Origin of the sequence: Micromonospora phaseoli, assembly GCF_900109115.1 — a bacterium.
Classification (GTDB): Bacteria; Actinomycetota; Actinomycetes; order Mycobacteriales; family Micromonosporaceae; genus Micromonospora; species Micromonospora phaseoli.
Genome location: NZ_FNYV01000004.1, coordinates 114,388 through 138,631, shown reverse-complemented (window position 1 = coordinate 138,631; position 24,244 = coordinate 114,388). Strand labels below are relative to the sequence as shown.

At 73.6% G+C, this 24,244-nt stretch carries 21 protein-coding genes; 14 read left to right on the top strand and 7 right to left on the bottom strand.

The window, feature by feature from the left end; genetic code table 11:
• Window positions 1-2: 2 nt before the first annotated feature.
• Window positions 3-1,379: an LLM class flavin-dependent oxidoreductase gene (locus BMY89_RS12175; RefSeq protein ID WP_092379668.1), complete on the bottom strand. Its 1,377-nt coding sequence runs from the start codon at window positions 1,377-1,379 to the stop codon at window positions 3-5.
• 117 nt (window positions 1,380-1,496) lie between these two features.
• Here BMY89_RS12175 and BMY89_RS12170 point away from each other — a divergent pair, with 117 nt between their 5' ends.
• Entirely contained in the window at window positions 1,497-1,985 is a 489-nt protein-coding gene (locus BMY89_RS12170; RefSeq protein ID WP_232521312.1) for a VOC family protein, read from the top strand.
• 76 nt (window positions 1,986-2,061) lie between these two features.
• Window positions 2,062-3,471, top strand: a complete 1,410-nt coding sequence (locus tag BMY89_RS12165; RefSeq protein ID WP_232521254.1) for an NAD(P)/FAD-dependent oxidoreductase — start codon at window positions 2,062-2,064, stop codon at window positions 3,469-3,471.
• 85 nt (window positions 3,472-3,556) lie between these two features.
• Here the strand turns inward: BMY89_RS12165 and BMY89_RS12160 are convergent, their stop codons facing one another.
• Entirely contained in the window at window positions 3,557-4,561 is a 1,005-nt protein-coding gene (locus BMY89_RS12160; protein WP_092379660.1) for an MBL fold metallo-hydrolase, read from the bottom strand.
• Window positions 4,562-4,609: 48 nt separating this feature from the next.
• Window positions 4,610-5,443, bottom strand: a complete 834-nt coding sequence (locus tag BMY89_RS12155) for an SAM-dependent methyltransferase (protein WP_092379657.1) — start codon at window positions 5,441-5,443, stop codon at window positions 4,610-4,612.
• A 158-nt stretch (window positions 5,444-5,601) separates the two neighbouring features.
• Between BMY89_RS12155 and BMY89_RS12150 the strand changes: the two genes are divergently transcribed.
• Window positions 5,602-6,606 carry an acyl-CoA dehydrogenase family protein gene (locus BMY89_RS12150; RefSeq protein WP_092380322.1) on the top strand — a complete coding sequence of 335 codons (1,005 nt, stop codon included), beginning with the start codon at window positions 5,602-5,604 and terminating at the stop codon, window positions 6,604-6,606.
• Window positions 6,607-6,751: 145 nt separating this feature from the next.
• Here BMY89_RS12150 and BMY89_RS12145 read toward each other — a convergent pair whose 3' ends face one another.
• Genes BMY89_RS12145 through BMY89_RS12130 form a run of 4 tightly spaced genes read right to left on the bottom strand, consistent with a single transcriptional unit; the run spans window position 6,752 to window position 13,980 of the window.
• The gene (locus BMY89_RS12145) at window positions 6,752-10,708 is read right to left on the bottom strand and encodes a non-ribosomal peptide synthetase (protein ID WP_092379654.1); all 3,957 of its coding nucleotides are present in this window, start codon (window positions 10,706-10,708) and stop codon (window positions 6,752-6,754) included.
• Window positions 10,709-10,735: 27 nt separating this feature from the next.
• Window positions 10,736-10,966, bottom strand: a complete 231-nt coding sequence (locus BMY89_RS12140) for an acyl carrier protein (protein WP_092379651.1) — start codon at window positions 10,964-10,966, stop codon at window positions 10,736-10,738.
• Between the two features lie 30 nt (window positions 10,967-10,996).
• Complete coding sequence (locus BMY89_RS12135) at window positions 10,997-12,391, bottom strand: NAD(P)/FAD-dependent oxidoreductase (protein WP_092379648.1); 1,395 nt, start codon at window positions 12,389-12,391, stop codon at window positions 10,997-10,999.
• Window positions 12,388-13,980 (bottom strand): (2,3-dihydroxybenzoyl)adenylate synthase, encoded by a 1,593-nt coding sequence (locus BMY89_RS12130; RefSeq protein ID WP_092379645.1) that lies wholly within the window; start codon window positions 13,978-13,980, stop codon window positions 12,388-12,390. Before BMY89_RS12130 ends, BMY89_RS12135 begins: the two co-directional genes overlap by 4 nt.
• 175 nt (window positions 13,981-14,155) lie before the next feature.
• On the opposite strand from BMY89_RS12130, the gene BMY89_RS12125 reads away from it, so the two are divergent.
• From BMY89_RS12125 to BMY89_RS12070, 11 genes are all read left to right on the top strand, one after another.
• On the top strand, window positions 14,156-14,350 hold the full coding sequence (locus tag BMY89_RS12125) for a ferredoxin (protein ID WP_092379642.1): 195 nt from the start codon (window positions 14,156-14,158) through the stop codon (window positions 14,348-14,350).
• A gap of 5 nt (window positions 14,351-14,355) precedes the next feature.
• The gene (locus BMY89_RS12120) at window positions 14,356-15,507 is read left to right on the top strand and encodes a steroid 3-ketoacyl-CoA thiolase (protein WP_092380320.1); all 1,152 of its coding nucleotides are present in this window, start codon (window positions 14,356-14,358) and stop codon (window positions 15,505-15,507) included.
• Between the two features lie 6 nt (window positions 15,508-15,513).
• Window positions 15,514-16,755 carry a CaiB/BaiF CoA transferase family protein gene (locus tag BMY89_RS12115; RefSeq protein ID WP_092379639.1) on the top strand — a complete coding sequence of 414 codons (1,242 nt, stop codon included), beginning with the start codon at window positions 15,514-15,516 and terminating at the stop codon, window positions 16,753-16,755.
• Window positions 16,756-16,863: 108 nt separating this feature from the next.
• Window positions 16,864-17,604, top strand: a complete 741-nt coding sequence (gene fabG / locus BMY89_RS12110; RefSeq protein ID WP_092379637.1) for a 3-oxoacyl-[acyl-carrier-protein] reductase — start codon at window positions 16,864-16,866, stop codon at window positions 17,602-17,604.
• Window positions 17,601-18,656 (top strand): 3-hydroxyacyl-ACP dehydratase FabZ family protein, encoded by a 1,056-nt coding sequence (locus BMY89_RS30865; protein WP_232521252.1) that lies wholly within the window; start codon window positions 17,601-17,603, stop codon window positions 18,654-18,656. The genes fabG and BMY89_RS30865 overlap by 4 nt, the downstream gene beginning before the upstream one ends.
• Window positions 18,653-18,907: an acyl carrier protein gene (locus BMY89_RS12095; protein WP_092379634.1), complete on the top strand. Its 255-nt coding sequence runs from the start codon at window positions 18,653-18,655 to the stop codon at window positions 18,905-18,907. Before BMY89_RS30865 ends, BMY89_RS12095 begins: the two co-directional genes overlap by 4 nt.
• 3 nt (window positions 18,908-18,910) lie before the next feature.
• Complete coding sequence (locus BMY89_RS12090) at window positions 18,911-20,116, top strand: beta-ketoacyl-[acyl-carrier-protein] synthase family protein (RefSeq protein ID WP_092379631.1); 1,206 nt, start codon at window positions 18,911-18,913, stop codon at window positions 20,114-20,116.
• Between the two features lie 82 nt (window positions 20,117-20,198).
• Window positions 20,199-21,374: a beta-ketoacyl synthase N-terminal-like domain-containing protein gene (locus BMY89_RS12085; RefSeq protein WP_092379629.1), complete on the top strand. Its 1,176-nt coding sequence runs from the start codon at window positions 20,199-20,201 to the stop codon at window positions 21,372-21,374.
• Entirely contained in the window at window positions 21,352-22,467 is a 1,116-nt protein-coding gene (locus BMY89_RS12080) for a beta-ketoacyl synthase N-terminal-like domain-containing protein (protein WP_092379627.1), read from the top strand. The genes BMY89_RS12085 and BMY89_RS12080 overlap by 23 nt, the downstream gene beginning before the upstream one ends.
• Before the next feature lie 5 nt (window positions 22,468-22,472).
• Window positions 22,473-23,450, top strand: a complete 978-nt coding sequence (locus BMY89_RS12075; protein ID WP_092380315.1) for a beta-ketoacyl synthase N-terminal-like domain-containing protein — start codon at window positions 22,473-22,475, stop codon at window positions 23,448-23,450.
• Window positions 23,451-23,464: 14 nt separating this feature from the next.
• A complete protein-coding gene (locus BMY89_RS12070; RefSeq protein ID WP_092380317.1) occupies window positions 23,465-24,232 on the top strand; it encodes an alpha/beta fold hydrolase in 768 nt (255 codons plus the stop codon).
• The last annotated feature ends 12 nt before the right edge of the window (window positions 24,233-24,244 follow it).

The window sequence follows — 24,244 nt, the reverse complement described above, 5'->3', positions numbered from 1 at the left end:
GCTCAGCCCTCCCGGGCGGCCACGGTGCGGGCCGGATCGCGGTAGGTGCGCACGCCGGTGCCGAAGTACCGTTCGCGCAGGGTGGCCTCCGCCGGGTCGTAGGCGGTGCGGAACAACCCGCGTCGTTGCAGCTCGGGCACGAGCAGGTCGCAGATGTCGTCGATGCCGTCCGACGGCGGGCAGGGGATCAGGTTGAAACCGTCCACGTCGGCGACGGTGAGCCACTGCTCCATCCGGTCGGCGACCTGCTCCGGCGTGCCGAACAGCGTCACCGGTGCCTCCACCCGGGGCCGGCGGGGCCGGGAGACGAGGTACTTCACGTCGCCCACGGTCCAGGTGCGGTCCGGGGTGAGCTTGCGCAGGAAGCCGAGGAAGGACTGGCTGGCCTGGCTGCGGATCTCGTCGACCGGGGTGTCGTCGGGGAAGGCGGCCAGGTCGATGTCCATCCAGCCGCACCACTTGGCCAGCTGCCCCTCGCTGCTCCACAGCGTGTTGTACGCCTCGGCCTTCGCCTTCGCCTCGGCCCGGTCCCGGCCGACCATGACCATGGTGCCCTGCAACGCCTTGACCATGCTGGGGTCCCGCCCGTGCCGGGCGGCGGCGGCGCGTAGGGCGGCCACCGGTTCCCGGCCGGCGGCCGGGTCGGCCAGGGTCAGGAAGACCACCTCGGCGTGCCGGGCGGCGAATTCGATGCCCCGTGGTGAGGAGCCCGCCTGGTACAGCACGGGGGTGCGTTGCGGTGAGGGCTCGCACTGGTGCGGGCCGCGCACGGTGAACCAGCGGCCTTCGTGGTCGACCTGGCGGACCCGGTCGGGGTCGGTGAAGATGTCGCGTTCGACGTCGCGGACGACCGCGTCGGCGTCCCAGCTGTCCTCCCAGAGGGCGCGGGCGACCTGGACGTACTCGTCGGCCCGGTCGTAGCGGTCGTCGTGGTCGAGGTACTCACCGAGGCCGTTGGCGGTGGCCGACCGCAGGTAGGAGGTGACGATGTTCCAGCCGACCCGTCCGCCGGTGAGGTGGTCCAGCGAGGAGAACAGCCGGGCGCACTCGTAGGGGGAGTGGTAGGTGGTGGAGTAGGTGATCGCGAAGCCGAGGTGGCGGGTGGCCGCCGCGGCGGCCGAGAGCAGCAGCGCCGGATCGATCGACGGGATCTGCACCGCGTGCCGAACCGCCGGCGCCCAGGAGCCCCGGTACACGTCGTAGACACCGTGGATGTCGGCGAAGAACAGGGCGTCGATGCAGGCCGCCTCCAGCTGGCGGGCCCGGGAGATCCAGTACTCCAGGGACCGGTAGCCGGTGGCGGTGCGGTCGCCGGGCACCCGCCACATGCCCTTGAACTGGGGCGACGGGGAGCACTGGGTGAACACGTTCAGATGCATGCCCGGTTCCTCACATCCGTTCCGGCCCGGTACGGGCAGCCACGCTGCCAGGTGACGACACGCTACCGGTAGGTGGCAACAACACGCCACACCCAAGATGCGAGTCCGGCAACTATGATGCGTCATGTGCCCAGACTCAATGGCAGAAACCACGTCAACCTGACCGTCCGCGACCTGGACCGCAGCACCGAGTGGTACTGCCGGGTCATGGACTTCACCCCGGTGCGGGACGCGACACCCGCGGAGTCCGGCTTCACCTTCCGGACGTTGGTGCACCGGGGCTCGCTCTCCTCGATCGTGCTCGGCCAGGCGAACGAGCCGGATCCGGCCCCCTTCGACGAGCGCCGGGTCGGCCTGCACCACCTCGGTTACCACGTGCCGGAGCTGGCCGACCTGGGCCAGTGGGCCGACCATCTGGACGCCGTCGGCGCCGAGCACTCCGGAGTCCGCGAACTGTTCCTGGAGGCCGGCTACGGCATCTGGCTGCGGGATCCGGACAACATCTGGTTGGAGTTCTACTGGCTGAACGCCGACTACTTCATGAACCGGCTGCGCCAGCAGCGTCGGGCCGAGCGGGCGGCCCGGGCCGCCGACGACGCCCGTTGACTGTTGGGTCTTGCTGAAAACAACACACACTATGGATAGTGGGTGCGGACGTCCTCACGACGACTTGGAGAGCGACGTGGAAGAGACCCGCAACAGCGTCTACTGGCACGACACCGAGCCGGTCGAGGCCGGTGAGCCCCTCGACGGTGACGCGACGTGCGACATCTGCATCGTCGGCGCCGGGTACACCGGCCTGTGGGCGGCGCATTTTCTCGCCGAGGCCGAACCCGCCGCCGACATCCGGGTGTTGGAGGCCGAGACGGTGGGCAGCGGCGCGTCCAGCGCCAACGGTGGGTTCGTCGGGCTGACCGCCGGGAAGGTGCTACGACGGCTGTTGTGGTACTACGGCCGGGAGAAGGCCGCCGGGGTCTACCGCACCGGTGCCCGGTCCATCATCGACGTGGGCAGGTTCTGCCGCCAGTACGGCATCGAGGCCGACTTCGCGATGAACGGCATGCTCCAGGTGGTCACCGACCGCAAGCAGTTGGCCCGGCTCGAACTGCAGGTCAAGCGCAGCGAGCGCACCGGCCTGCGCGGCTCGTTCAAGCTGTTGGACCGCGACGAGGCCCAGCAGCGCATCGGCTCGCCGCAGGTCCTGGGCGCGCTGCGTACGACCGGTGCGCTGGTCAACCCGCACCGGCTGGTGCAGGGCTTGGCCCGGGTGGTCCGGGAGCAGGGTGTCGACATCCACGAGCACACCCCGGTCACCGAGGTACGCAAGGTGGGTAACCGTTACCGGGTGAGCACCCCGACCGGCACGGTGACCGCGAACGAGGTCGTCCTGGCGACCAACGCCTGGCAGCACAGCTTCGCCCAGACGCACACCAAGGTCATGCCGGTGTGGAACTACCTGATGGTGACCGAGCCGCTGACCGACGCGCAGCTGGACCGGGTCGCCTGGCCCGGCCGGGAGGGGGTCAGCAACTCGCTGTCGTTCGCCCACGCGGCCCGGCTGACCGCCGACAACCGGGTCGTCTGGTCCGGCGGCCGGTGGTACTACTTCGACGGGCGGGACACCGACCGGGCGCACCTGCGCAACGACGCCGCCCACGCCGAGCTTCGCGAGTCCTTCGCCCGGTTCTTCCCAGCCTGGCGGGACGTGCGGTTCAGCCACGCCTTCGGTGGGCCGATCGGCTGGAGCCGCACCTTCATCCCCCAGTTCGGCCGCACCGGCGACGGTCTGGTCTACGGCCACGGCTACACCGGCAACGGGATCGCGCCCAGCCACACCGGCGGCAAGATCCTGCGCGACCTGGTGCTGCGCCGGGAGACCGAGTACACCGACCTCGCTTTCGTCACCGTGAACCAGCCGAAGTTCGCCAAGGGCGCCATGGGTGACAAGGGCGCGCACCTGTTCATCTGGCGGCAGGAGACCGGCGATCGGCTGCCGCTGCTGCTGCCGCATTCGGCCGCGCTGGCGCCGCGGGCGTTCTTCGCCGCCCGCGCGGCACGCCGGGCCCGGGTGGCCGCCGGCGCCGACCGCTGACCCGCCTCGAAGGTCTCCGGGGACGACGCGCGGGCGCCCGGCACGATCCGACGCCCGGCCGGTCGCCGCCGGCCGGGCACCGGGGTCAGTGGGACGTCTCGGCGGTGAGCAGCCGGCTCTCGCCGACGGCGAGGTCCCAGAGGGTGCCGGCCGGCCGGCCCGACTCCGCCCAGGCCTTGCGGGCCAGCTCCACCGGTGCCAGCACCGGCTCGGCGGAGAGCGCGAAGGTGCCCCAGTGGATGGTCACCATCCGCTGCGCCCGCAGGTCGTCGCAGGCGCGCACCGCCTCGGCCGGGTCCATGTGCAGGGGCTTCATGAACCAGCGCGGCCGGAACGCGCCCACCGGCAGCAGGGCGACGTCGATGTCCGGGAACCGGGAGCCGATCTCGGCGAACGCGGGGCCGTAGGCCGAGTCGCCGGCGAAGAAGACCCGGTGGGCGGCCGGACCGTCGGCGGTCATCAGCCACCCGCCCCACAGACTCTGGCAGGTGTCGAGCAGGCCCCGGCGGCTCCAGTGGTGCGCCGGCGTGAAGTCGAACCGTACGCCGCCGACCGTGGTCGACTCCCACCAGTCCAACTCGACGACCCGGCGGAAGCCCCGTGCCTGGAACCACCAGGCCAGCCCGGCGGGTACCAGTACCGGGGTGTCCCGGGGCAGCCGGCGCACGGTCGGCTCGTCGAGATGGTCGAAGTGGTTGTGGCTGATCACCACCACGTCGATCGGCGGCAACGACTCCCAGGCCACCCCGGGTGGCGTGTACCGGCGCGGCGTGCCCGGTATCTTCTCGGCGAAGACCGGGTCGGTCAGCACCACCCGGCCGCCGAGCTGCACCAGGCAGGTAGCGTGCCCGATCCAGGTCACCGCGGCCTGTCCGGGCCGGACCAGCGGCACCGCCTGGTCGACCACCGGTACCCGGCCGACGGTCGGACCGGTGGGGCGGTTGCCGCGCTCACGCATCAACCGCATGACCGCCGCCGGGCCGGGCACCGGATGGGTCAGCCGGTCGGCGAAGCTGCGCGGCCAGGCCCGACCGGCGGACCGACCGGTGAGCCGGGTGAGGACACGGTGGACGGTGCGGGGTCGGTACACGGGTCCTCCTCAACTGGCCCGGGTCGCCCCGGGCGGGAACCGGCCGGGTCAGCCTTTGTCGGGTCGGCGCGCGGTGAGCATCAGGTAGCCGAGGCAGGCTTCGGCCACCGACTGCAGGTCGAGCACCGCGTTGCCGACCTGGCGCAGCACCCGTGGGCCGTACGTGCCGGACAGGCGTTCGCGTTCGCGCGCCACCGACTCCCGGGTGGCCCGGTGTGAGCGACGGACGTGCGTGCTGGCGTCGAAGGCGTCGACGACCTCGAAACCGGCCCCGCGAACCTGCTCGACGTACGCCTGCGCGGTGGGCGGTGTCGACATCGGCATCGCCGAGAAGATCCGCCGCTGCTCGTCGTCCATCGGGCGGGCCAGGGTCAGCTCGGCGAGGACCAGCCGACCACCGGGCCGTAGCACCCGGTGCGCCTCGGCCAGCGCGGCGGCCTTGTCCGGTACGTGCACCAGCACCTCCAGGGCCAGCGCCGCGTCGAAGCTCCCGGCCGGGTACGGCAGGGCGGTGGCGTCGGCCCGGGTGAAGCGGACCCGGTCGGCCAGACCCTCCTTGATCGCGAGTTCGCCGGCCCGCTCGACCTGCCAGCCGCTGAGCGAGACGCCGGTTGCCTCGGCGCCGGTGACCCGGGCGATCCGCCGGGCGGGCCCGCCCGTGCCGCAGCCGATGTCGAGCAGGTGCTCGCCGGGGCCGACGGCGAGCCGGCCGGCGAGTTCGTCGTTGAGTCGCTCCTGCGCCTGCGGCATCGTGGCCTGGTCGTGCTCGTCGACCCAGTAGCCGTAGTGCAGGTTGTCGCCGTAGACGGCGTCGAGGAAGGTGCCCATCAGGTCGTAGAACGTGCCGACCCGTTGGGACCGCACCGCTGGATCTTCGGTCATCGAGCCGACCTCCCCGCTGTGTCGTGACGTGTCTCAGCATAGTGCCGAACCGACAGACACAACACAGTCTATGTAGCTTATAGGTTGTCGGTGACGTCTTCGCTAGGCTGTCCGAGAACCCGCACCGACTGACGAGGGAACGGACGGTGGACCGACTGATGAGCAACTCTGCCAAGGTGCTGGACCGCGCGGAGCGCATCGCCGAGGAGGTGCTGTTCCCGGCGGCGGAGACGGTCGACGCCAGTGTCGCGGTCCCGGCCAGCCATCTCGACCTGCTCGCCGCAGAGGGCTGCTACGGCGTCGCCGGCCCGCCCGAATTCAGCGAGATGTCCGCCGAGGACACCGCCACCGCGGCCCGGGTGACGGAGATCATCGCCAGCGGCTGCCTCAACACCGCCTTCGTCTGGGCGCAGCACCACAGTGCGGTGATGGCGGCCACCCACAGCCAGCGTCCGGGCATCGCCGAGCAGTGGCTGGAGCCGCTGTGCCGGGGTGAGCGCCGCGCCGGGTTGGCCATCATCGCGGCCACCCGACCCGGGCCGCCGGCGGTACGCGCCGAACCGGTCGACGGTGGTTGGCTGCTGCACGGCTCCGCGCCGTGGGTGACCGGCTGGGGTCTGATCGACACCCTCTTCACCGCCGCCCGGGACGACTCGGACACCCTGGTCTGGTCGCTGCTGGACGCCAAGGAGAGCGACACGCTGAGCGTCACGCCGGTCGACATGGTGGCCGTCGGGGCCAGCCGCACCGTGCAGGTCACCTTCACCCGGCACTTCGTACCCGAGCAGCGGGTCACCGGCACGGTTGCGCACGAGGTCTACCTGCAACGCGACCCGGCGACCCTGCGGTTCAACGGCTCCCTGCCGCTGGGCGTGGCCACCCGGTGCGCGAGGCTGATCGGGCCGGGCCCGCTGGACACGGCGATCGACAAGTGCCGGGCCACCCTGGACGCCGCCGGCCCGGCGGAGCTGCCGTCGGCGCGGGCGGCCGCGGCCGCCCTCGCGCTGCGTGCCGCCGGGCTGCTCGCCACCACCACCGGCAGCGCGGCGGTGCTGCGGCACCGCCCGGCCGAGCGGCTGATGCGCGAGGCGCTGTTCCTGCTCGTGTTCGGCACCCGTCCGGCCATCCGCGCCGACCTGCTCGACCGCCTGCACCGGGGCTGAGCCTCGACCGCCGGCACCGGGGCTGAGTCTCGACCGCCGGCAGCGCGGCCGGGCCAGGCGCTGCTACCGCCCGGCCGGGCCGCCTACCGCGCGGCCGGGTCGGGTGCTGCTGGCACCGGCGCCGCGCGGCCGGCGGCGGAGGCGCTCAGGGCTCGGTGAGGCCATCGGCGACCGCGTCGGCGATCGCGGCCACCCCGGCCGGATCGGTCACCGCGAAGTGGTCACCGGGCACCCGGAGCCGGGTCGTCACGGCCCCCTCGGGCAGCCGGTCGCCAAGCCGCACCAGGTAGCCGCCGGCCGCACCACCCAGCGCGGTCTGCGCCTCCAGCAGGTGCACCCGCAGCCCCGGCGCCGCCGGTGCCGGATAGCGGAGCAGGGCGCGGGTGTGTGCGGCGAAGACGCCGAAGAGCCGCTGCGCCGCTTCCAGACCGAGCGAGGTCAGCTCCGGTCGGTCGGCCGTCAGGGCCGGCCAGGCCACCCGCAGCGCCTCCTCGCCGGTGCAGACGCCACCGATGGCTGATCCGGCGGACACCTCGCCCCGGGTCACGTCGGTCAGGAAGGCCCGGACCAGCTCTTCGGCGGCCGGCTCGCCCGGCGCGTCGGCCGGGCCGACCCACGGGTCGATCAGCACCGCCGTGCAGGCCCGCCCCGCGTCGGTCAGCTGCCGGCCCAGCTCGTACGCCAGCACCGCCCCCAGCGACCAGCCGACCAGCCGTACCGGTGTGTCGGCCGGCAGCGCGGCGCGCACCTCGTCGAGGTAGCCGCGGGCCAGCTCGGTCAGCGTCGGCGGCACCGCGACCGCGGTGTCCAGCGCCGGTGACGCGAGACCGAGCAGCGACCAGTCCCCGCGCAGCCGGTCGACCAGTTCGCGGTAGCAGAGCAGGTCGCCGCCGACCGGGTGGACCAGCACCACCGGGGGTCCGTCACCGGGGGCCAGCGACTGCACCGCCGACGCCCCGGCGGGCCGGTCACGGGTGTCGAGCAGCCGGGCCAGCTCGGCCACGGTGCGGTGTTGGTACAGCGCGGCCAGCGGCAGCCGGCTGCCGAACTCCCGCTCGACGCGGTTCATCAGCTGCGCTGCCTGAAGCGAGCTGCCGCCCAGGGCGAAGAACGGGTCGTCGATGCCGACCGACGGCACGTCGAGCAGCTCCGACCAGAGCGCGGCCAGCCGCCGCTGCGTTGCGGTACGCGGGGCGCGGAACTTGCCGGTGTCCGGGGCCAGACCGGCGGCCGCGGCGGCCAGCGCGGCGCGGTCCACCTTGCCGTTGCCGGTCAGCGGCAGCGCCTCGCGGACCTCGATCACCGGCGGCACCAGGTACCCGGGCAGCACCGCGCGCAGCGCGCCGCGCAGCGTGTCGCCGGTGGTCGGCCGCGTCGCCTCGGCCGCCACGAAGGCGACCAGCGACGCACCCCGCTCGCTGCGCCGGGCGACGACCACGGCGTCGGCGACCCCGGGCTGCTCGACCAGGGCTGCCTCGATCTCCCCGAGCTCCACCCGGAAGCCGTTGATCTTCACTTGCGGGTCGTCGCGGCCGAGGAACTCGATCACCCCGTCGGGCCGGTACCGTCCCACGTCACCGGTGCGGTAGAGCCGCTCCCCGGTGACCGGGTGGGTGACGAAGGCGGCGGCGGTCAGCTCCGGTGCGTGCAGGTAGCCGTCGGCGAGCCCTCGTCCGGCGATGTACAGACCTCCGGGCACCCAGTCGGGCCGGTGGGCGAGCTGTGCGTCGAGGACGTGGAAGCGCTGGTTGCGCAGTGGCCAGCCGTACGGGACGCTGGTCCACTCGGCCGGCACCTGGGCCGGCACGTCGAACCAGTTCGACCAGATCGACGCCTCGGTGGCCCCGCCGAGCGCGACGCACCGGGCGGCCGGTGCGATCTCGGCCAGCTCGCGGCCCAGCGGCAGCGGCACCCAGTCGCCGCTGACCATCGCCAGCCGCAGCGTCCGTGGCCGTGCCCGGTCGGCCGCCGCACGGACGTAGTCGACGTACATCGCCAGGTAGGCGGGGACCGAACTCCACACCGTGACGCCGGTCCGGTCGGCCAACTCGTGCAGGTGCACCACCTCGCGGGCCTGCTCCGGATCGGGTACGACCACCGTGCCGCCGACGGCCAGCAACCCGAAGACGTCGTACACGGAGAGGTCGAAGGTGAACTCGGAGACCGCCAACGCCCGGTCGGCGGCGGTGACCCCGAAGCGCTCGTTGATGTCCACGATGGTGTTCGCCGCGCTCTGATGGCGGATCATCACACCCTTGGGGGTGCCGGTGGTGCCGGACGTGAAGATCACGTACGCCAGCGCCTCCGGGTCGTCGGCCGTCTCGGTGTCGGGCAGGTCGCCCGTGGCGAGGTCGGCCAGGCGCCACCGCACGGCGTCGGTAGGTGCGCCGTCGAGGTCGCCGTCGCTCTGCCCGAGCACCGCGCGCACGGCCGCCCCGGCGAATATCTGTGCCCGGCGCCGGACCGGCCAGCCGGGCGAGACCGGCACGTAGGCCGCGCCGCTCATCAGCACCCCGAGCAGCGCCGCGATCTGGTCGACGCCCCGCTCGGCGACGACCGCGACCAGGTCGCCCGGACCCCGTCCGGCGGCGCGCAGCGCGGCGGCCACCGCACCGGCCCTGCTCCGCAGCTGCCGGTACGTGGTCGCGCCGGTCGAGGTGAGCACGGCCTCGGCGTCCGGGGTGCGGCGTGCCCAGGTCAGGAAACCGTCGTGCAGGGTCTGCGGGGCCACCTCGGCGACGGTGTCGTTGACCTGCGCCCGCACGGCCAGCTGCCGGTCGGGCGTCAACCGCTCACCCACCGGCGACGTCCAGGCCCCGTCCTCGGTGGCCAGGTCGACCAGGAGTCGCCGGTACGCGGCGAACATGTCGTCGACCAGACCGGCCGGGTAGAGGCCGTCGGCGGTGTCCCAGCTGAACACCATCTCGCCGGCGCGCATGAACACCTGGTGGTCGAAGGCGACCTGTGGGGTGCGGACCAGCGAATCGCGGCGCTGCCAGCCGAGCAGCTCCAGGAAGACCGGGTCGGTGTCGGAGCCGAGCCCGAGCATGCTGGTGAAGACCACCGGCATCCGGGCCCCGGAGACGGTGCCGGAGCGGCGGTTCAGCTCCCGGATCACCGATACGCCGCTGAACGCGCCGTGGGCCATGTCGCGCAGCAGCCGGGAGCGGATCGCGGTCGCGTCGGCGGCGAAGTCGTCCTGTCCGCCCGCCGGCGAACACTCCAGCAGCAGGGTGCTGGCGAAGCTGCCGATCAGCCGGGACACGTCCGGGTGCAGGTTGAGCCGCTCGCCGTACATGATGTTGACGGTGAACCGGGGCTGGCGGCTCCAGTGCCGCAGCACCCGGGCGAACGCGGCGGCGACGGCCATCGTCGGGGTGAGCCGGCGGCGACGCAGCGCCGCGGTGAACGCGTCGGTCAGCTCCGGGGGCAGCGTGAAGGTACGCCGCACCAGCGGGCCGTCGTGCCGTCCGCCCCGGCGCAGCGGCAGCTCCGGTGCGCCGGGCAGGTCGTCGAGCCGTTCGGTCCAGTAGCGGCGGGCCGCCGCGTACTCCGGGCCGTCGCGGCGCTGCTCCAGTTCCCGGCGGTACCGCTCATAGGTGAAGTCCAGCGGCGCGAGGTCGCCGCCGCCCAGCAGGGTACGTAGCTCCTGGGCGAAGACCTCCCCGGACTGGCCGTCGAAGACGATCAGCCGGCCCGCCATCTGCACCAGGAACTCCGCCTCGTCGCACCAGACGACCATCCGGAAGGCGGCCGGACCGGCCAGCGGTGGCCCGTCCTCGGACAGCTCGCGGCGGCTGGCGGCCAGCAGCGCGGCGCGCCGCCGGGGGGTCTCGCCCCGCAGCGAGCGCACCGTCAGCGATGCCGGCGGGTCGTCCAGGATCCGGACCTGGCCGTCCTCCCCGATGGCGCAGCGCAGCATCGGGTGCCGGCGCACCAGGGTGCGCACGGCCGCGGTGAACGCCTCGATGTCGAACGGCGGGCAGGCGTACTCCTCGTAGAACAGGGCGGGACCGCCGAGCTGGAAGTCGCCCAGCTCGCCGATCAGGTACGCCTGTTGCAGGTCGCTGAGTCCGAAGCCGGTCGCCGTGAGCTGGTCCATCGTGCTCCTCGCTGGCATTGGCGGCGATCAGCCGACCGAGAGCTGTTCCCGGACGGCCGCGAGCAGTTCCGCCGGCGTCGGGCGGTCGAACACCTCGAACAACGGCAGCGAGACGCCGAACTCCTCGGCGACGTGGTGCACGAGGGCGGCGGCGGCCATCGAGTCGCCGTCGAGGTCGGTGAAGAAGTCGGCGTCGTCGGCGACCGACTGTCCGAAGATGAACTCCCAGACCTTGCGCATCCGTTGCAGGTCGTCCACACCAGCCTCCTCGTCGGGTTGGTCAGGGGCTCACACGATGGCGCGCAGGGCGAGCCGGGCCAGCGGCGCCGGTCGATCGGTGCGATGCTCGTAGCGGTCGGCCCCGGTGGCGACCGCGCTGACCCCCCGCACGCCGAGGTACCGCAGCGGTTCCGGCTCCCAGCGGCGTGAGGCGTTGTCCACCCAGCACAGCCGGGTCTCCGGGCGGCTGATCCCGGCCACCAGCGCGGCCAGCGACCGGGCGGCGAGGTTGCTCAGGGCGATCCCCTCGCCGCCGTAGCCGCCCGCGTGGCCCAGCCCGGTCTCGCGGTCGTAGACCACTTCGGGCTCGGTGTGCCGGTGCAACCCGTACACCCCGTTCCATCGATGCGACACGGGCACGTCGGCGAGGTCGGGCAGCAGCTCGGCCAGAGTGCGGCGCAGCCGGTCGTAGGCCCGGCGGGCGGCGGCCGGTCCCCGGTCGGTGGCGGAGCCGAACCGGTAGTAGGCGCCGCGTCCACCGAGCACCAGCCGGTCGTCGAGAGTGCGCTGCAGGTAGCCGAACTGGTAGCGGGACTCGGCGACCGTCCGGTGGTCGTGCAGGCCCAGACGGTGCCAGGTGCCGGCGTCCAGCGGCTCGGTGGCCAGCGCGTAGGAGTGCAGCGGCAGCACCCGGCGGGCGTGCCCGGCAAGGTTCCCGGTGTAGCCCTCGGTGGCGCACAGCACCGACCGGGCGCGGACGGTGCCGCGGTCGGTGACCAGCAGCCCGGGGGCGATCCGGGTCGCCCGGGTGCCCTCGGCGACGCGTACCCCCCGGCGTTCGACTGCGGCGAGCAGGCCGCGGGCGATGCGGGCCGGCTGCACGGCGGCGCAGTGCGGGGTGTACGCGGTGGCGCGTACGCCGGTCAGTCCGACCTGCTCGGCGGCCTGCGCCCCGACGGTCAGGGTGAGCCCGCCGATGCCGAGCCTGTTCCGCACGTCGTGCCAGCCGCGCAGGCGGTCGACCTGCGGTGCGCTGCGCGCCACGTAGAGCGAGCCGTCGTGCCGCCAATGCGCGTCGATCCCCTCCGCGTCGAACACCCGGCGAAGCTCGTCGAGGGTGCGCCGGCCGGCCCGGTACAGCCGCATCGCGGCCATCGGTCCGTGCCGGCGGACCAGGCTCGGCAGCAGCGCCGGCATCTCGGCGGTGCACCAACCGCCGTTGCGGCCGGAGGCGCCGAACCCCGCCCGTCCGGCGTCGACCACCACCACCGCCAGGTCTGGATGGAAGGTGCTCAGGTAGTAGGCGGTCCACAGGCCGGTGTAGCCGGCGCCGACGATGGCCACGTCGGCGGTGGTGTCGCCGTCCAGCGGCGGTCGGGCGGCGAGTTGGTCGGCGGGCAGCCCGTCGAGCCAGAGCACCCGGTCGACGCCGGTGGCGGGGGTGGCCAGCGGCGGGCGGGTCACGCCACCACCTCGCGAGCCAGCGCCCGCCGGTCGATCTTGCCGACCGGGGTGTACGGCAGCTGGGGCGTGACGTGCAGCCGGTCGGGCAGCTTGAAGTCGGCCAGCCCGCGGGCGCGCAGGAAGTCGTGCACCTCGGCGAGGCTGGGCGGCGCGTCCCGCGCGACGATGACCGCGCAGGTCTTCTCGCCCAGCCGGGGGTCGGGCACCGGCACCACAGCGGCGGTACGCACCGCCGGATGGGCCACCAGGTGGGCCTCCACCTCGTCGACGGAGATCTTCTCGCCGCCCCGGTTCACCACGTCCTTGATCCGGCCGACCACCACCAGCCGCCCGGCGGCGTCGCGGCGCACCAGGTCGCCGGTGCGCAGGAACCCGTCTGCGGTGAAGACGGTGCGGTTGTGCTCGGGCACGGCGTAGTAGCCGCGCAGCGTGCACGGACCCCGGGCCAGCAGCTCACCGACCTTGCCGGCGGGGACGTCCCGGTCGGCCTCGTCCACCACGCGCAGCTCGTCGGCGGGGCTGAGCGGTGTGCCCTGGGTGGTGGCGGCGACCTCGTCGCCGTCGCCGGGCCGGGTGAAGCAGAGCACCCCCTCGGCCATCCCGAACCAGTGGGTGAGGGTGGCACCGGTGGCGGGTCGTACCCGGCGGGCCACCTCCGGGCTGAGCGTGGCGCCACCGACCTCGATGACCAGTTTCGACAGGTCGGCGCCGAAGACGGCGGCGGTCTCCGTCCACACGGGCAGCAGCGCCGGCATCAGCGTCGTCAGGGTGACCTGCTCGGCGGTGATCAGCGGAAACACCTCGTCGGGGGCCGGGCTGGCGGCCAGCACGGCCCGGCCACCGGCGCGCAGCGCACCCAGCACGCCGGGGCAGCCGAGCGCGGCGTTGTGCGCCACCGGCAGCGCGGCGAGGTATGCGCCGTGCTCGTCGAAGCCCATCGCCTCGGCGGTGGCCCGCAGCTGGAAGGCGTAGTCGTCGTGGGTGCGGGGGATCAACTTGGGCAGGCCGGTGGTGCCGCCGGAGAGCAGGAAGAACGCCACCTCCGACGGGTCGGGTGCGGGCAGTTCCAGCGGTTCGGCGTCCACGTCGCGCAGCGCGGTCAGCTCCTGCGCCTCACCGGCCACCAGGACGTGTTTGAGCCCGGGTACCGCCTGGCGGACGGCCCGGGCCAGGTCCCGATGGTCGGTGCCGGCCAGCACGTCGGGCACCACCAGCGCCGCCGCGCCGGCGTACTCGGCGAGATAGCCCAGCTCGGCCCGGCGGTGGGCCGGCAGCGCGAGCACCGGGAGCGCGCCGACGCGAAAAAGCGCCACACACGTCACGACGAAGTCCGGGGTGTTCGGCAGCTGCACGACGACCCGGTCGCCGGGGCCGATGCCCAGCGCGACCAGCCCGGCCGCCAGCCGGTCGGCGCGGTTGTCCAGCCCGGCATAGCTGTGCCGGCCGTGCCGGGTGACCACGGCGGTACGGTCGGGATCGCGGGCCGCCCATGGGCGCAGCAGGTCACCCAGCACCTCGCCACGCCAGATGCCCTCCTGGCGATAGCGCTGGGCGGGCTCGTCGGGCCAGGGTACGCATCCGGTCAGCATGGTCGGCCTCCTCGGCGTGCCGGACGGGAAGCTTCCGCCGGAACGGACCGCCCGACGCTATGCGACACGTCTTCTTCGGCGCAAGTGTCTGTTGCTTCTCCGTGTCGGCAAATCCTACATGCGTCATCTATCGTGAGCGTGCCCGGCGAACCCGACAGGAGCGTGGGAGAAGACGATGTGGATAGTCGTGGACTACGACCGGTGTGACAGCCACGGGATCTGCGCCGACAGCGCGCCCGAGGTGTTCGAGATCCGGGACGACGACCTGATGCACGTGCTGGTCGAGCGGCCGTCGGCGGAGCAGTTGGCGCAGGTGGAGACGGCTGTGCGCGGCTGCCCGAAGCTCGCCCTGTCGCTGCGAGAGGAGTGAGTGTCGTGGCGGATGCGGTGATCGTCGCGGCGGCGCGTACCCCGATCGGCCGGCGGGACGGCTGGCTCAGCGGACTGAAGGCTGTCGAGCTGCTACGCACCGTCCAGCGGGAGGTGCTCGACCGGGTCGGCCTGCCGCCGTCGGAGGTGGACCAGATCATCGGCGGCTGTGTCACCCAGGTCGGCGAGCAGAGTCTCAACGTCACCCGCAACGCCTGGTTGTCCACCGGACTGGATCCGGAGGTGGCCTGCACCACGGTGGACGTCTCCTGTGGCTCCGCGCAGCAGGCCAACCACCTGGTCGCCGCGTTGATCACCGCTGGGGTGATCGACGTGGGCATCGCCTGCGGGGTCGAGTCCATGTCCCGGGTGCCGGTGGGCACCAACCTCTACCAGGGCCCCGGGCACTACAAGACCGACGACTACCCGTGGGACGATCCGCCGAAGGCGCAGTTCGGCGGGGCGGAACGCATCGCCGCCCGGTACGGCGTCGACCGGGCCGCCGCCGACGCGTACGGGATGCGCTCCCAACGGCGGGCGGCGCGGGCCTGGGCACAGGGACGGTTCGACGCCGAGGTGGTCACGGTGCGGGCGCCCACGGCCGACGGCGGCACCGTCGAGGTGACCCGGGACCAGGGGCTGCGCGAGACCTCCCCGCAGGGGCTGGCCGGGCTGCGGCCCACGATCGACGACGGCGTGCACACCGCCGGCACCACCTCGCAGATATCCGACGGAGCGGCGGCCGTCCTGTGGATGTCCGCCGAGCGCGCCGCCGCGCTGGGGCTGCGTCCCCGGGCCCGGATGCTGCACCAGGTCGTCACCGGATCGGACCCGTACCTGCTGCTGGAGGGGCCGGTGGTGGCGACCCGGAAGATACTCGGTCGGGCGAGGATGCGACTGTCCGACATCGATCTCGCCGAGGTCAACGAGGCGTTCGCCGCCGTCGTGCTCGGCTGGACGGCCGCACACGACGCCGACCCGGACCGGGTCAACGTCAATGGCGGTGCCATCGCGCTGGGCCACCCGTTGGGCGCCTCCGGCACCCGGCTGCTGGTCACCGCGCTGCATGAGCTGGAACGCACCGAGGGGGAACTGGCCCTGGTGACGATGTGCTGCGGCGGAGCGCTGGGCACCGCCTCGATCCTGCAGCGGATGTGATCTGCGGTGGACGGCCACGCGTCGTACCGCGACGCCGCAGACTTCTACCGCGAGGCCCGCGAAGATCTGGCCGGGCCCCTGGACGGCGTCCGGGTGCTGGACGTGACGAAGGTCTGGTCCGGCCCGCTGACCAGCGCTATCCTCGCCGATCTGGGTGCCGACGTGATCCGGGTGGAGCTGCCGCACGGTCGCGATGGCGAGGTGCCGCCCCGGATCCCCGGCACCGGGCTGTCCTGGTTCCGGCAGACCGTCAACCGGAACAAGCGCAGCGTCGGGCTCGACCTGCGCGAGCCGTCCGGCCGGGAGGCGTTCCTGCGGCTCGTCGCCACCGCCGACGTGGTGGTGGAGAACTATCGGCCCGGCACCCTCGACGGCTGGGGAGTGGGCTGGACGCAGTGCCGCGCGGTCCGGCCCGACCTGGTTCTCGTCTCCATCTCCGGCTGGGGCCAGTACGGCGACCGGCGGGCCGAGGCGGCGTACGACCCGATCGTGCAGGCCGCCAGCGGATGGATGTCGCTCAACGGTGATCCCGACGGCGGCCCGGTGCGGGCCCCGACGTTCCTCGCCGACGAGCTGGCTGGCCTGCACGGTGCGATCGGCGCACTGGCCGCCCTCTGGCACCGCCGGCACTCCGGCGAGGGGCAGCACGTCGACGTGGCGATGTTCGACACGATGCTGGCCGGCAGCGCCGGGCTGCACACCCTCGCCGCGGCGGGCCGGCCGCCCGGGCGGTGGGGCAACCAGACCGACTTCGTGGTGCCCGCCAACGTCTACGACTGCGCCGAAGGGCAGGTCTACCTCGCCGTCGCGTTGGACCGGCACTGGCGGGAGCTGGCCGAGGCGATCGGCCGACCGGAGCTGGCCCGCGCGCCGAGGTTCGCCCGGGCGGCCGACCGGCTGGCCAACCGGGCCGAGGTGGACGCCGTGGTCGCGCACTGGTGCGCCGCCCGACCCGCCGACGTCGCGGTCGCCGAGCTGGTCGGCCGGGGCCTGACCGTCTCCCGGGTACGCACGGTCGCCGAGGTGGTGGCCGACCCGTACCTGGCCCAACGGTCGATGCTGCAGCCCACCGTGCTCAGCGACGGCAGCACCGCCCCGATCGTCGGACCGGCGGCGAAGTTCTCCCGCACGCCCACCCGGGTCCGGCACGGCGCACCGGCCCCCGGCCAGCACACCGCGCAGGTGCTCGCCGAGATCGACGCGGCATCCGTCGGGACACCAAAGAAAACATACGACACCACTTGCTGACCGCGTCGCCGATGAGCCAGTATGTTGGCGCGGAGAAGATACGACACACCCGTCAGTGTTGTGTTGTGTTACATCCAGTCGGCAGGCGTCCGACAGGGGAGGTTGGCTTTGACCACTCAGCTCCGAGCTCTGGTTACCGGCGTCTCGCGGGGTATCGGCCGGGCGACCGCGCTCCGCCTCGCCGAGCAGGGTTACGCCGTGGCCGGCTGTTACAGCAGCGCCAGCGAGGCGGCGGACAAGACCCGGGCGGAGGTGGCAGCCTTCGGGGTGCCGGTGTACCTCGCGCCCTGCGACGTCACCGACCTGGCGGCGGTCCAACGGTTCGTCGGTGCCGCCGAGGAGGCGCTCGGCCCGATCGACTGCCTGGTCAACAACGCCGGCATCACCCGCGACAGTCCGCTGGTGCTGGCCACCGAGGCGGACTGGCAGGCGGTGCTGTCCACCAACCTCACCGGCACCTGGAACTTCTGCCGCACGGTGACCTTCGGGTTCATGAAGCGCCGTTCCGGAGTGGTGGTCAACATGTCCTCGGTGGCCGGCGTCTACGGCAACACCGGTCAGACCGCGTACTCGGCCAGCAAGGCCGGGATCATCGGGTTGAGCCGGTCGCTGGCCAAGGAGGTGGCCCGCTACGGCATCCGGGTCAACGTGGTCGCGCCGGGCTTCATCGAGACCGACATGACCGACGCGCTCTCCGGCAAACTGCGCGAGCAGGCGCTCGGGCAGATCCCGCTGGGCCGCTTCGGTCGCCCCGAGGACGTCGCCGACCTGGTCGAATTCCTCTGCTCGACACGTGCCGGGTACGTCACCGGCCAGGTCTTCCAGGTCGACGGGGGGATCACGCTGTGAACGCGCCGGGCACGGTCGAAGGCCAGCCCTGCCCGCCCGGCGCCGCCCCGCTGGCCGCGGTGGACGACCTGCAGGTCGGTGTCGTCGGCGACCACGTCGAGGTGGTCGCCGGTGTGCCGATCCGCCGCGACGACCCGAACCTGTGCGGTCACTTTCCCGGCTTCCCGGTCTTCCCCGGCGTCTTCATCGTCGAGGCGCTGGTCCAGGCGGTCGACATCGCGTTGCGGAACCCGGGCCGGCCCCGGCTGCGGCTGTGCTCGGTGGACACCGTGCGCTTCCTCGCGCCACTGCTGCCGCCGGACCGGCTGACCCTCGACATCGTCGCGACCGGGGACGGACCCGACCGGTGGACGGTGACGGCCTCGGGGCGCCGTGACGACGGCACGGTGACCGTGACGCTGCGCGCCCGTTTCGACGGTGGCGACGCCGACGAGCCGACGGCGACCGGCACCGAGCCCTCCACCGGCGCCGCCGGGGGAGGGCTCGCGCACCACCAGATCCGCGCGCTGCTGCCGCAGCGCTACCCGCTGCTGCTGGTCGACCGGGTGTTGACGATGACGCCCGGCAGCCGCATCGAGGCGGTCAAGACGGTCACCGCGACCGAACCCTGCTACCGGGACCTGACCGACGACGCGCCGCCCGGCGACTACGCGTACCCGGCGTCGTTGCTGGTGGAGTCGCTCGGGCAGACCGCCGCCCTGCTCTGGCTCGCCGACGCCGACGGTCCGGTCGGCGACGACCACGTACTGATGTTCGTCGGGGCCCGGGACTTCGCCTTCGACGGCGCCGCCTACCCGGGCGACGTACTGCGTCACACCGTCCACCTGGAACGGGTGATCGCCGACACCGCCTTCGCCACCGGCGAGACGTACGTCGGTGACCGTCGCATCGCCCGGGTCGGCACGCTGATGGCTGCCCGGCGTCCGCGTACCGCGCTCACGGTCGAGACCGCCACCTCGAGAACCGCCGGTGTCCCCACCGACCGGGGTCCGTCCCGGCACGGTGCGGCACGGCTTCGTCAATCCTCCGCTGGAAAGGCTGACCTGTCATGACGCAGACCGACCCCCGCATGGCCGAACTCCGCGAGATCGTGGCGGAGGTGCTGGAGCTGGAGCCGGAGGAGCTCACCGAGACCGGCGACTTCGCCGAGGACTACCAGGCCGACTCGCTGCGGGCGATCGAGATCCTCGCTCGCCTCGACAAGAAGTTCAAGATCGAGATTCCGCAGTCGGAGCTGCCTCAGCTCAACAACCTCAAGGCGGTCTACGACGCTGTGGTGCGTCACTCTGCCGGCCAGGCCTGAGCCGTGAACCGGGTCGTGGTGACCGGGCTCGGCCCGGTGTCCAGCATCGGGATCGGCGTCTCCGCGTTCACCGACGGCCTGCGGGAAGGCCGGTCCGGCATTTCCCCGATCCGCAGCTTCGACGCCAGCGGATTCCCCCACCGCAACGCGGGGGAGGTGCCCGGCTTCCGTCCCGAGGCCCTGCTGCGCCGGATCGACCCGGCGCGGTGGGGCCGGTCCGGCCAGTTCGCGGCGGCGGCGGCGCGGCTTGCCCTGGCCGACTCCGGGCTCGACCCGGCCACGGTGGCCGTCGACCGGGCCGGTGTCGTGGTCGGGACCACCAGCGGCGAGTCGGTGGTGGTCGAGGCGGTGACGGCCCAGCAGGTCGAGGCCGGTTTCGGCGGGATGGATCCGGACCTGCTCAGGCAGGTGCCGGCCGGCCGGCTCGCCCACGCGGTGAGCACCGAACTGGAGTTGGCCGGGGAGTCACTGACCCTGGCCACCGCCTGCTCGGCCAGCAACTACGCGATCGGCTACGCGTACGACACGCTCGCCACCGGTGAGGCGGACGTGATGTTCGCCGGTGGCGCCGACTCGGTCTGCCGGTGGGCCCACGCCGGCTTCTTCCGGTTGGGGGCGCTCACCGCCGACGCCTGCTCACCGTTCGACCGGGACCGCTCCGGCATCCTCACCGGCGAGGGCGGCGCGATCCTGATGCTGGAGACGCTGGAGCACGCCCGCCACCGAGGCGCGCGCATCTACGCCGAGGTGCTCGGCTACGGCCTCAACTGCGATGCCAATCACCCGGTCGCGCCGGACCGCGCCAGCATCGCCGCCTGCATGCGGGCGGCGCACCGCAACGCCTCCATCAAGCCGGAGGACGTGGACTACATCTGCGCCCACGGCACGGGAACGCCGGCCAACGACTCGGTGGAGGCGCAGGCCATCTTCGACGTCTTCGGCGACCGGGTGCCCCCGGTCAGCTCGATCAAATCGATGATCGGGCACACCATGGGCGCGGCCAGCGGTTTCGGCGCGATCGCCGGGACGCTCGCCATCGCGCACGGCTTCCTGCCGCCGACCATCAACTGGGCCAATCCGGATCCGGCGCTGGTGGGGCTGGACCCGGTGCCGAACACCGCCCGGCAGGCCAGCGTGCGGGTGGTGCAGAACAACGGATTCGCCTTCGGCGGCAACAACGCCATCGTCCTGATCGGAGCGGTCGAGTGAACCCTGTCCCACCTGGACCGCGTGGTGTTCGTGTCCCGGCCGCCGGCCACCGCCCCGGCGGAGCGCTCCGGGAGGTGCAGCGATGACCGGCGTGGTGATCACCGGGTGGAGCACGGTAAGCCCGGCCGGGGTGGGCCGCGCCGCCCTGGCCGCCGCGGCGGCCACCGTCCCCGCCGTGGCAACCGTCCCCGCCGCAGCTACGGTTCCCGTCGGCGCGTCGGCCGGTGGTGGCTGGCCGGTCGAGCCGCTGCCCGCCGCCCCGGTCGACGTGACGGCGCTCTCCGACGAGCCGCTGCCCACTACGACCGGGCACGCGCTGGTCGACTTCGACGTCCGGGCCCACCTGGGCCGCAAGGGCACCAGCTTCTACGACCGGGCGACGGCGCTGGCCGTGGTGGCCTGCGGGGACGCGCTGCGCGACGCGGCCGTGCAGGTGGACGACGGCAACCGCGCCCGGCTCGGTGTGGTGCTGGGCACCTCGCTGGGCAGCTTCCGCTCCACCAGCGACTACACCCGGGAAACCCTGGTTCAGGACAAGCCGTACCTGGTCAACCCGGTGCTGTTCCCCAACACCGTGATGAACTGCGCGGCCGGCCAGGCAGCCATCCGGCACGGCCTGCGCGGGGTCAACGCCACGGTGGCGACCGGCCCACTGGCCTTCCTCGACGCGCTGCGCTACGGCACCAACGCCATCGCCCGGGGCTACGTCGACGCGATGCTGGTCGGCGCGGTCGAGGAGTTCAGCCCGCACCGGGCCTGGACCACCTCGCTGACCGGGCAACCCGTACCGACCGGTGAGGCCGCCGCGGTGTTCCTGCTCGCCCGGGCCGACCAGTCCGGGTGGGTCGGCCCGCGCCGCGAGGCCGAGGTGCTCGCCCTGGCCACCGCGTACGGGCCCGGTGGCGGCCCGGCGGCCGACCGGGCGCTGACCGGCTGCGTGACCCGGGCCGTACGCCGTGCCGGCATCGACCCGGCGGAGATCACCTGTGTCTTCACCGGCGAGACGGGACCGGAGGACACCGACGAGTTCGCACCGGCCTGCGCGGCGCTCGGGCACGTCCCGGCCCGGATGCGGGTCAGCCGGCTGTTCGGGCGCTGTGACGCGGCCACCGGAGGACTCGCGCTGGCCACCTTCCTCGCCGCGCCGCCGACCGATGCCGCCGGGCGACTGGCGCTGCTGACCGCGCGCAGCCCGGACGGCGGCACCGCCGTCGCCATCGTCAGGGGGTGGCCGGATGCCGGCCCGGCTGACCGCTAGCGAGCTGCGTACCTGCCTCGGCGACGGGCCGCAGACCTTCGCGGCACTGCTGACCGGGCGCAGCGGGATCGGCGCCCTGCGGCACGGCGAGCCGTCCGCCCTCAACGTGACCCACGGCTACCACCTCGACGACGGCGCGGCCCGGGCCTTCGCGGCCAGCCGCTGGGTCGCCGACTGCGCCCGGCGGGCGATCGCCACCGCCGGCCTCGACCCACGGCGGCGGCGGATGGTGGCGCTGGTCGGTACCGGTCTGCGGGAACTGGCGGCGGTGGAGGCGTACGCCACCGGCGGCCCCGCCGTCCCGGCACACCGCCTGCACTTCGGCGACGCGGTACGCGCGGCCGTGCCCGGCCTGAGCGAGGTCGTTACGGTCAGCAACGCGTGCAGTGCGGGTGGCCACGCACTGGCCCTCGCCGAGGATCTGCTCACGCTCGGCGACGCCGAGGCGGTGCTGGTCTGCGGCGTCGACGCGACCACCGAGTCGATGCTGGCCATGATCGGCCGGGTCGTCGACCGTCCGACCGACGCGGTGCGCCCGTTCGACGCCGACCGGCAGGGCGTGCTGCTCGGTGACGGCGCCGCCGCGGTCGTGCTGGTACCCGACGACGACCCCCGCCCGGCCCTGGCTCGGATCGTTGCCACCGGCCTGTCCTGCGACGCCCACCACGAGACCGCCCCGTCCGTGTCGGGCATCGCCCGGGCGATGCGCGACGCGTTGACCCGTGGCGGCCGGAACCCCAGCGAGGTGGACCTGGTCGTGGCGCACGGCACCGGCACCGCGCTCAACGACCCGGCCGAGTGCGAGGCGATCCGGCAGGTGCTCGTGGCCGGCGGCGCTGATCCCCTGGTGACCGCCGTGAAGGGCGCGACCGGGCACACCTCCGGCGCGGCCGCGCTGGTCAACCTCGACGTGGCCCAGCGCTGCCTGGCCGCCGGCCGGGTGCCGCCGGTGGTGGGGTTGCGCCGTCCGCTACCCGAGGGCACGGGGCTGCGCTTTGCCACCACGACCACCGGGTACGCGCCGCGGCTGGTCCAGTGCGACGCGTTCGGGTTCGGCGGCGTCAACGCGGTCACCCTGGTGGAGGCGCCGTGACCGCCATGGCTGCCCGGCGGCCCGTGCCCGACGTCACCGCGACGGTGCGGGTGTCCGGCTGGAGTCTGCACCTGCCCGAGGCGGGCCCGCTCGCCGCCGAGCTGGCCGACTGGTGGCAGGTGCCGGTCGACCGGCTGGCCGGGGCGCTGGCCGGCGCGGTGCCGGCCGACCGCGCCCACGAGGTGCTGGGCCGCAAGGGTCTGCTGTACAAGGAGCCGGCGACCCGGCTGGCGCTCTGCGCGGCGCACCGCGCCCTCGGCCTGCCGCCCGGTCGCACCCGGCCGGCGGGCGTGGATCCGGCGACCGCCGTGGTCGTCGCCGGCAACCTCGGCAACGTGGCCACCGTCGCCGCCCTGGCCCGGACCGTCCGCGCCGAGGGGGGCCGCGCGGTCAGCCCGCTCGCCGCGCCGAACGCCTCCAGCAACGTGGTGTCCAGCACGGTCGCCCTGTGGTTCGGGTTCGGCGCGGCGAACCTGATGTTCTGCTCGGGTGCCACCGCCGGGCTCGACGCCGTCCGCGCGGCGACCCTGCTGCTGCGCGCCGGCCGGGCCGCGCGGGTGCTGGTGGTGGGCGCCGAACCGGCCGACGAGACGGCCACCGGACTGCACCAGGCAGGCCGCGCTTCTTCCATGCTGCGCGCCGGCGCTGCCTGCCTGGTGCTCACCTGCGACGCCCCGACTGCGGCGGCGGGTCCGGTCCTGGCGCTCGGCGGCGGGTACCCGGCGGCGCGCCGGCTGGGCCCGGGGGGCTTCGACCCGGCGACGCGCTGGGGCGACTGTTACGGCGCCGCCGGAGTGGTCAACCTGGCGCTGGCCGCGGCGCTGCTGGCGGCCGGCGTGGCCGGTCCGATCGCCGTCGCCTGCGGCGACGACACCGACGGCCGGCGCGAGGCGCTGCTGGACGCCGGCGGCGCGGCCGAGGCACCCGCCCCCGACGGCCGGCGCGAGGCGCTCCTCGACGGCGGGCGAGGAGCGGACCGGTGATCGCCGCGCCGGCGATGCACGAGCTGGCTGCCGGATCGTCCGGCGGTGACCTGGTGGTGCTCGCCCACGGACTGGAGGACTCCTGGGAGTCGTGGCGGCCGCTCGCCCGGGCGTTCGATCCCCGCTGGCGGGTGCTGGCGCTGGACCTGCCGTGGCGGGCCGGCAACGACTACCGGTGGCGGCGCCAGGGCAGCGTGGCGCAGTGGCTGGCCGCCGGGCTGGCGCAACTGCCCCGACCGGCGGACACGATCGTCGCGCACTCCTTCGGAGCCAACGCGACCCTGGAGCTGATGTCCGGCGGCCGGCGACCGGCCCGCGCGACGGTGCTGCTCTGCCCGCTGTACTGCCCGCCGGAGCAGCCGATCACCTGGCAGGTCTTCGACCGGGCCCGGCGCACCTTCGACCGGCACATCCACGACGGGCTGCGGCTGCGCATCGGTGAACGGCTGCGCACGCTGGACGTCGCCGTGCTCGACTCGATGATCGCCAAGGCCATCGACCGGATCGGTCCGGCCGGCTTCCTCACCGTCTTCGACCAGTTCGTCGCCAGCGGCGGGCTCGCGTTGAGCACGGTGGACATCCCGACGTTGATCCTGGCCGGCGGGGCCGACCCGACCCTCTCTCCGGCCGCCGCGGCGACCCTGGGCCGGGACATGCCCCGGGCGACCCTGCTCGTGCACGAGCACTACGACCACTTCTGCCATGTACGCCACGCCGCCGAGGTGGCGGAGCAGGCCGCCCGGTTCGTCGGTGCGGCGAGCCGGGTGACGGTACGTCCCTGACGACAGGAGCTG